Annotated in this window: 11 protein-coding genes; 9 read left to right on the top strand and 2 right to left on the bottom strand. The window is 46.3% G+C overall.

Going from position 1 to position 8,298, the window contains the following annotated elements; translation table 11 throughout:
* The 5 genes from WBM30_RS05415 to trxA form a co-directional block, all read left to right on the top strand.
* The coding region (locus WBM30_RS05415; protein ID WP_424899736.1) for a hypothetical protein at window positions 1-204 on the top strand (204 nt) is incomplete at its 5' end.
* Window positions 194-838 carry a hypothetical protein gene (locus WBM30_RS05410; protein WP_424899735.1) on the top strand — a complete coding sequence of 215 codons (645 nt, stop codon included), beginning with the start codon at window positions 194-196 and terminating at the stop codon, window positions 836-838. The genes WBM30_RS05415 and WBM30_RS05410, both read left to right, overlap by 11 nt.
* Window positions 839-867: 29 nt before the next feature.
* Window positions 868-1,413, top strand: a complete 546-nt coding sequence (locus tag WBM30_RS05405) for a CvpA family protein (RefSeq protein WP_424899734.1) — start codon at window positions 868-870, stop codon at window positions 1,411-1,413.
* An 85-nt stretch (window positions 1,414-1,498) separates the two neighbouring features.
* Window positions 1,499-3,874, top strand: a complete 2,376-nt coding sequence (locus WBM30_RS05400) for an endonuclease MutS2 (RefSeq protein ID WP_424899733.1) — start codon at window positions 1,499-1,501, stop codon at window positions 3,872-3,874.
* Between the two features lie 76 nt (window positions 3,875-3,950).
* Entirely contained in the window at window positions 3,951-4,262 is a 312-nt protein-coding gene (gene trxA, locus WBM30_RS05395; protein ID WP_424899732.1) for a thioredoxin, read from the top strand.
* A 159-nt stretch (window positions 4,263-4,421) separates the two neighbouring features.
* Here the strand turns inward: trxA and WBM30_RS05390 are convergent, their stop codons facing one another.
* Together WBM30_RS05390 and WBM30_RS05385 are read right to left on the bottom strand one after the other, a co-directional pair.
* The gene (locus WBM30_RS05390) at window positions 4,422-4,847 is read right to left on the bottom strand and encodes a YslB family protein (protein ID WP_424899731.1); all 426 of its coding nucleotides are present in this window, start codon (window positions 4,845-4,847) and stop codon (window positions 4,422-4,424) included.
* 342 nt (window positions 4,848-5,189) lie between these two features.
* Window positions 5,190-5,495: a P-II family nitrogen regulator gene (locus WBM30_RS05385; RefSeq protein ID WP_424899730.1), complete on the bottom strand. Its 306-nt coding sequence runs from the start codon at window positions 5,493-5,495 to the stop codon at window positions 5,190-5,192.
* 213 nt (window positions 5,496-5,708) lie between these two features.
* Between WBM30_RS05385 and racE the strand changes: the two genes are divergently transcribed.
* From racE to cbpB, 4 genes are all read left to right on the top strand, one after another.
* Window positions 5,709-6,533, top strand: coding sequence for a glutamate racemase (gene racE, locus WBM30_RS05380; protein ID WP_424899729.1), 825 nt, complete (start codon window positions 5,709-5,711; stop codon window positions 6,531-6,533).
* 15 nt (window positions 6,534-6,548) lie between these two features.
* Window positions 6,549-7,172 (top strand): XTP/dITP diphosphatase, encoded by a 624-nt coding sequence (locus WBM30_RS05375; protein WP_424899727.1) that lies wholly within the window; start codon window positions 6,549-6,551, stop codon window positions 7,170-7,172.
* Window positions 7,173-7,691, top strand: coding sequence for a metallophosphoesterase (locus tag WBM30_RS05370; protein WP_424899726.1), 519 nt, complete (start codon window positions 7,173-7,175; stop codon window positions 7,689-7,691).
* 67 nt (window positions 7,692-7,758) lie between these two features.
* Complete coding sequence (cbpB, locus tag WBM30_RS05365) at window positions 7,759-8,259, top strand: cyclic-di-AMP-binding protein CbpB (RefSeq protein WP_424899725.1); 501 nt, start codon at window positions 7,759-7,761, stop codon at window positions 8,257-8,259.
* Window positions 8,260-8,298 lie beyond the last annotated feature (39 nt).

The following is an 8,298-nucleotide window of genomic DNA, read 5'->3' as shown; positions in this document are numbered from 1 at the left end:
ATTCGTTGCATCGGAATTTACGCCCTCGGAGTGCTGCATCAAACGAAAGTAGTCCGTCAGGACCAAATCGGGCACGAAGAACAGGGAAGCAAACATAAACTAGATTTAGTTAGATTTATGGCAACGGTCTTTGAATATGACGGAAAACAAAAGAAGATTCAAAACAATCATAGCAGGGAAGACCTATACGATTGTGGGAAATAAAGCACCTGAGCATTTGACTGCTGTATCGGAATTGGTCAATGCACAATTGGAACAGATCAAACAAGCAGCACCGGCGCTTGGTCGGGAGGAGCGCGGCATTCTAGTGGCTGTGAACGCCATTTCCGATCAGATCACGAAACAACTTGAGCTGGAAGAACTGCTGCTGAAAGTTGTAGCGCTCGAAAAAGCTTTGCAGGAAAGCCAAAGCGTTACACACTCCGCTTCCGTTGAGGAAACAGAACAGGCTGAGCCGGAGAAGACTTTAGCCGAGGCGCCCAAACCTGAAGCGGTTGAAACGCCTGAAAAGGAACACAATGCAGAAAAGATGACCGGTAATGCGGCCGCTAAGAAGGCAGTGGCTAACTTTTCTGGAATAAAGCGCGACAAAGAGAGCCAAACAGTTAACTCTATGCCAGCGACAATCAGTGAACTGCAGCAAGCTGCCCGTGAAGCCAACGACCTGCCGGCCAGGAAATCCAATTCAAAATTGACGAAGACGACAACCGCTTCCGAGGCAGCTTTGAAACGGGCTCAACACAGGACGCAAGTGCGTTCGGCTTTGGGTGTCAACAGAAACGCTGAGAATGCCATTCCGCCTTACACTAAAAATCAAGAACACAATGGAAAAAAGTAGAAAAAAGACTGTAGAAATCAGGTGAACAAATGCTTACGTTGATAATAGTGCTCTCCTTATTGTGGGGCATCTATACTGGAGTCAGAAGAGGACTTATTCTGCAGGTTGTCTACACCGTAGGATATTTCATTTCTTTCTTGGTCGCTAGAGAATACTATGCCGTCGTTGCGGAAAAAATCGATCTTTTGGTCCCGTACCCATCCGTAGAGTTCGGCAAAGAATTGCTGTTTTACTCTGACCAGGTGTCCTTCGTCCTGGATCAGGCGTTTTATAATGGATTGGCATTCATCCTGCTGTTATTTGCAGGTTGGCTTGTCACGAGATTTATCGGGAGCATGCTTAACTCATTGGCGTTCTTCCCGATCATCAAACAGCTGAATGAGCTCGGCGGCGGTTTGCTCGGATTCCTGATGCAATACATCGGGATTTTCCTGCTGCTGACGCTCGCATCCATGATTCCGTTGGATTACATCCAACAGCTTTATGTCAACAGCGACCTAGCGGCTTGGATGGTGTCGGAAACGCCATATTTCTCACGTTTGATCTACGACTGGTGGGTAGGCATCATTCAGTAACGGATTGTTAAATAAACAGAAGGGACTATATAGTGTGCTATATCGTCCCGCTTTTTTTGAGAGAAGCATTTTTTAGGAGAATCAGATGAATAATAAAATAAGTAAAACATTAGAGTTCGAAAAAATAAAACAACAACTCCAGAATTTTGCCGCAACCGACCAAGGAAAAGATGAGATTCAGGCTTTGCGGCCCGAAACTGATCCGGAAAAAGTCGTTGCTTTGCAGAATGAAACGGAAGACGGAAGAAAGGTTTTGCGCCTGAAGGGTGGGATTCCGATGCCGAGGCTGAAGTCCATCCGCAGCCATCTGAAGCGACTGGAGATAGGCGGAACCTTGAACGGAAAAGAAATCGCCGAAATCGGCCGGGTTTTGTCCACTACAAGAGAAATTATCCAATTCTTCCAATGGTTCGATGACAACGAGATTCCCTTCTTTGTCCTGGATGAACTGGTGGACAGGCTGGTCGTATTGCCTGAAATCACAAGAAGGATTCAAGCAACCGTCTATGAAGATGGTACGATCCAGAACGATGCCTCGCCTGCCTTGAAAGGAATCCGCACAGGAATCAAGCAGGGCGAACAGAATATCCGGACCAAATTGGATGACATCATCAGAGGCAACAAAGCCTCTTACCTCAGTGATGCCATCATCACCATCCGTAATGACCGTTTTGTGATTCCGGTCAAGATCGAATACCGCAATCAGTTCGGCGGGATTGTCCACGACCAAAGCTCAACCGGTCAAACGCTTTACATTGAACCGCAAGCCATACTGGATCTGAATAATCATCTGCGCCAGCTGGCTGCGCAAGAGAAAGCGGAAATTGAGCGGATCTTGTATGAATTATCGATGGAAATCGAGCCTTTCGCGCAGGAATTGTACGGGAACAGCGAAGTGCTGGCTACTTTGGATTTCATCAACGCAAAGGCGCGTTATGCCGATTCCCTGAAAGCGACACGCCCGATCATCAGCAAAGAAAACCATATCGCCATTTGGAAAGCCAGACACCCGCTTATCGATCAGAATGACGTTGTCGCGAACGATCTGATCCTCGGCGAAGCATACCAAGCCATCGTCATTACCGGTCCGAACACGGGCGGGAAGACAATTATGCTGAAAACACTCGGGATCATCCAGATGATGGGCCAATCCGGTCTTCAGATACCGGCGGATGAGGACAGCCAAATCGGCATTTTCACGGAAATTTTTGCTGACATCGGCGATGAACAGTCGATCGAACAGAGCCTGAGTACGTTCTCTTCGCATATGACCAATATCGTCTCGATTCTTAATCAGATCGATGACAAAAGTCTCGTTCTCTTGGATGAGTTGGGTTCCGGTACGGACCCGCAAGAGGGGGCTTCGTTGGCCATTTCGATTTTGGATTACATCGGCGGCATCGGAAGCTATGTCATGGCCACCACGCATTACCCCGAACTGAAGGCCTACGGTTACAATCGCTCCGGAACGATCAATGCCAGCATGGAATTCAACGGAGAAACGTTGGCTCCGACTTACCGTCTGCAGATAGGCGTTCCGGGCCGAAGCAATGCCTTCGATATCTCGAAGAGACTCGGTTTGAACCCGAGCATCATCGATCAGGCGCGCAGTTTCATCGATGTGGACAGCCAAAATCTGAACGAAATGATTGCGGATCTGGAACAGAAGCGACGCGTCACCGAAAAAGAATCGTTGCAGCTCCAAGCGCAGTTGGAAGAATCCGACAAGTTGTTGGCGGATCTGAAGCGCGCTAACGAAAAGCTGGAAACTAATAAGGAAAAAGTCATCGAAGATGCAAAAAAAGAGGCCAACAAGTTGGTCGACACGGCGAAAGAAGAAGCGGAATTGCTGTTGCAGGAAATCCGTGAGATGCAGCTGAATATGGGCACCTCCGGCAGTATCAAAGAACACGAGTTGATCGATCTGCGCAAGCAATTCAATGATCTCCGTCAAGAGGAAGCTTTGGTCAAAAATAAAGTCTTGCGCAAAGAAAAAGAGAAGAAAATGTTCAAACCCGGCGATGAAGTCATGACGGAGACGTATGGCCAGCGGGGAACACTCGTTGAAAAGAAAGGCAACGCCGAATGGGTCGTACAGATGGGGATCATGAAGATGAAGTTGCCGGAATCGGACCTCAGACTGATCAAAGAAGAGCCGCAACAACAAAGTAGGCAAAGGCAGATCGCCACTGTCAAATCTGCTTCATCCAGTCACGTTGCGACGCAGCTTGATCTTAGAGGCCAACGCTACGAAGAAGCCTTGTCTGAAGTCGATCAGTATTTGGATGCCGCTTTATTGGCTGGCTATCCGCAAGTAACAATCGTCCATGGAAAAGGGACAGGCGCTCTCCGCAAAGGAGTGGGCGATTTGCTGAAGCGTCACCCGCAAGTATTGTCCTACGAGTATGCAGCGATGAATGCCGGGGGAAACGGTGCGACGATCGTGACGTTCCGCGGTTGAGCAGATTGATTGGTACTGAGCAAAACCTCTGCTATAATTGAAATATTAAAGAAAGATTTTGAAGGGAGTAAATACAATGGTGAAAATATTAACTGATGCAAATTTTGAGACAGAAACAAAAAATGGGGTCGTGTTGGTGGACTTCTGGGCAACTTGGTGCGGACCTTGCCGCATGCAATCACCAATCATCGATGAATTGGATGCAGAAATCGGCGACAAAGTGACCTTCGCTAAAATGGATGTGGATGCTAATCCGCAAACACCAAGCCAATTCGGTATCATGGGAATCCCAACTTTGTTGATCAAAAAAGATGGACAAGTCGTAGAAAAATTAGTCGGCTACCATGCAAAAGAAATGCTTGAAGAAACGCTTGAAAAATATATCTAAACAATAAGAAAGAGTTGCCGGCGTCCTGGTTTTTCAGGATATCCGGCAACTCTTTCTGTTTTGGACATTGTGGTCTGGGAGTAGTAATTGGCGAAAAATTCCCCAAAAAACACCCGAGCATACCAACAACGAATTGCCGGTATGTTCGGGTATATTGATTCATTCGATGAACAGGGTGATGAGCACTTCTTTTTTCTTGTCTTTTCCGACTATGATTTCTGCTTTTGCTTCACATGGGAGGCCGGTTGTCATCTGGATCTGCTGCGCCAAAAACCCTGCTTCCAGTTGGAAGGAGGCCTGCTCGTTTTGGGTGCGGACGGTGATCAGATCGCTTTCCAAACGGTATTGTTGCGTATTTTTTTCTTTTTTGAGCAGTTCCAGCTTTCCGAAACCGCAATAAATCATCGCTTCATACAGATCTTCCTGACTTTTTAACGGGAATTGCCGAGCCAAATCTTTTCCAGCCCAATACAAAATTTCATTGGTATGTTCACCAAGGATGTTTCCCAGAAGGTAATCCCTTATCAATAAATAGGAGAAGTGTTCGTTATCGATAATACGGGCATTTTCATTTTCAGGATTCAATTGCTTTTCCCCCCTTAATTGTACACTTCATTATACACGTATTTTAAATAGTGACTAGAGCCTATTTTCAGGCGATGCCTATCAATGGCGTTTTTTATCAACATCAGGCATAATAAGGTTAAGAAATCCAATACTCAACTTGAAAGGAAGATGTTTATGTGGAATGCTAAGAAAGCTTTGGGATTGATGCTGCTATTGATTCCGGTCTTCAAATATATCTCGGACTGGAAAAAAGAAGATGAGCAACGCCATTTACTGAATGGCTGAACAGGCTTCTCCATCCATACTTAAAATGAAAACTCGTTATACCGCATTACGCGATATAACGAGTTTCGTTTGTGATTATGACCTGATACCGTGCACTCTATTTATGTTCAGCCCAAAAAGGATGCCGTTCCCGGGTGCAGTGATGTTTGCTGCTTCCTCAATTTGGTTGATGATTTTTTCGGAATGTTCTGCCTGGGTCAACACTAGCAAAATTTCCTTTTCCGGTTCCAAAGCCAAATTGAAAAGCTTTTTGTTCTCATGCATTCCGGATCCACGGCCGGCGATGACGGTGCCACAGTAGGACTCTTCGCTGCGCGCGCTTTCGAATACGCGGTCGATCATTCCTTTATCGACTACGGTTACGATTGATTGATAACTCATCTGTGTGTCCACTCCTTTTCCTGATTATTGAAATTGAGCCAATTGTAGCATAGATATTTTTGAACGGCCAATAATCGGCAATGGCCCTGGGAAAAAGAGACCCTATTTTCCGTAAAAGCGAAGCAATTTCGGATGAAATTTGCCTCATTTTCACCAAACCAGTGCATCTTAAGGTAAAATAGAGATACGAAAACAAATAAAGGAAGTTACTGCATGAGCAAAAAAGCAATCGGTTTTATTGACTCTGGTGTCGGCGGCTTGACCGTCGTGAAACAAGCAATCAAACAACTTCCCAATGAATCCATTTATTATCTGGGGGATTCCGCCAGATGCCCCTATGGACCAAGGCCCAAAGAAGAAGTGATTCAATACACATGGGAAATGACACAGTTTCTGCTGAAGAAAGATATCAAAATGTTGGTTATCGCTTGCAACACAGCGACTGCAGCTGCCTTGGATGTCATCCGCGACCGCGTGGACATTCCGGTGATCGGCGTAATAAATCCCGGCAGCCGTGCGGCAATCAAACATTCAAAAAATGAACGCATTGCCGTAATCGGCACAAAAGGCACCATCAACAGCGACGTTTATAAACAAACCATCAAAGACAAAGACAAAGGCATTTCAGTCATCAGCATGAGCTGCCCCAAATTTGTGCCGCTTGTAGAGAGTAACCAATACAACGGATCAATCGCCAAAAAAGTGGTTGCGGAAACGCTGAAACCTTTGCTGAAGGAATCGATTGATACCCTCATTCTGGGGTGCACACATTATCCTCTTTTGACACCGCTCATCCAAAATGTGATGGGGCCTTGTGTGACCCTAATCGATTCCGGTGCTGAAACGGTATCTGAGGTGAGCACCCTCTTGGATTATTTCCGTTTGGCGGAAAGCTCGCACAACAAGGAAGCATCCGAATACCGATTTTATACGACGGGGTCGCCCAAACTATTTTCGGACATTGCAGAAAACTGGCTCGGCCAGAGTAATTTCACAATTGAGAAAGTTGACTTGGTAAATTTGATTGAGAATGATTGAGAAATGAGGGATACGATGAACGCAACTGAAAAGAAGAAGATCGTGATAGCAACCAAAAATCCGGGAAAAGCCAGAGATTTCGCCGTCCTATTTGAACCAAAAGGCTATGAAGTCGTGACTTTGTTGGACTATCCGGAGATTGAGGATGTTGAGGAAACCGGCTATACATTTGAAGCCAATGCACGGAAGAAAGCTGAGACGATTGCCGGATTGTTGGGCATGACTGTCTTGGCGGACGATTCGGGCATCTGCATCGATGCATTGGATGGCCAACCAGGTGTGTTTTCAGCCCGTTTCGCCGGTGGAACGAAAAGTGACGCCGCCAATAATGCAAAGGTGCTTGCGATGCTTGGGTCCCAGAAGAACCCGTCCCGAAAAGCACACTTCCATTGTACGCTGGTGTTGGCCCACCCGGATCGGGAGAGTCTGGTTGTCGAAGGGGATATCGCGGGCGAAATCGCCGAGTTTCCGAGCGGAGACAATGGTTTCGGATATGATCCGTTGTTTTATTTGCCTCATTTAGGCAAGACGATGGCGGAATTGAGCGATGTCGAAAAAAATCAGATCAGCCACCGCGCGAATGCCCTTAAAAATCTGGAAAAATGTTGGGCAGCTTGGCTGGAAAAGGAAGCGGACTAGATGATAAAAATACTTGCAGTAAGCGACAGCCACGGGGAAAAAAATATTCTGAACGAATTGGCCTTGCGATATGCAAATCGGGTTGATCATTTTGTCCACTGCGGTGATTCGGAATTGAGCAGTTCCGATCTGATCTGGGGGATTATGTCCACCGTGATGGGGAATTGCGATTATGATTATCAAATGAACGACGAATACCGATTCGAGGCCGGCAACAAAAATGTGTTGGTCGTCCACGGGCATCGCCATTCTGTGAGAGGCTCCGTAGCCGGTTTGAAAGTAGCAGCCCAGCAAGCGAACGCTTCCTTGGTATTTTATGGACATACCCACATCGCCAAAGCTGAACAAGAAGATGGCATCCTGTTCATCAACCCAGGCAGCATCAGCCAACCGCGGGGCGCACTGACTGAAAAGACCTATTGCATCGTCACGTTGGATCATCAATCCGTCACAGTGACCTATTACAATGACCGCCATCAGGAAATGGTCGACCTGAACAAACAATTTCAAATGCTTTGATCACATGCAATAAAGGTGGCACAGACGGCTCAGACGCCGGATGAACACCTTTGAGGAGGAATTAAAAATGATTAGTAGCGAAGTAGCCGGGTTATTATTGGACAATGACGCGTGCGGGGATCTGATGATCCATGGAGAAAATGTTGCCAATGTGCATTCTTCAAATAACCTGAACCATGCATTTCTAGTATTGTCCCAAGTGAAGTATTCTGTCATTCCCGTTTTGGATTCGAAGTCCCGCATCAAAGGTTTGATTTCCATACCGATGATCATCAAAGCCATTACCGAAATCGATGCGATCCGCTATGACAAACTTGAGACACTTACGGTTCAAGAAGTGATGGACCGTAATGTACAGACTATCCGCCCATGGACGGACCTTGAGGATATTTTGAATTATCTGATCGATTACAATTTCTTGTGCGTTACCGAAGATGACGGTAAGTTTATCGGCATCATCACGCGCAAAGAAATTCTGACGAGAGTGAATCACTTGGTGCACGGTCTCCACCGCCTCTACAAGTTTGAGAAAATCGAGGATAAAGAAGAAGTGGCATCCGAAAGGTAGATGTGGCTTTCTCCTTCAACACCAACCCCACAACAAAAA

Origin of the sequence: Trichococcus sp., from assembly GCF_049684335.1 — a bacterium.
Lineage (GTDB): Bacteria > Bacillota > Bacilli > Lactobacillales > Aerococcaceae > Trichococcus.
This window is presented reverse-complemented; position numbering and strand designations above follow the sequence as displayed.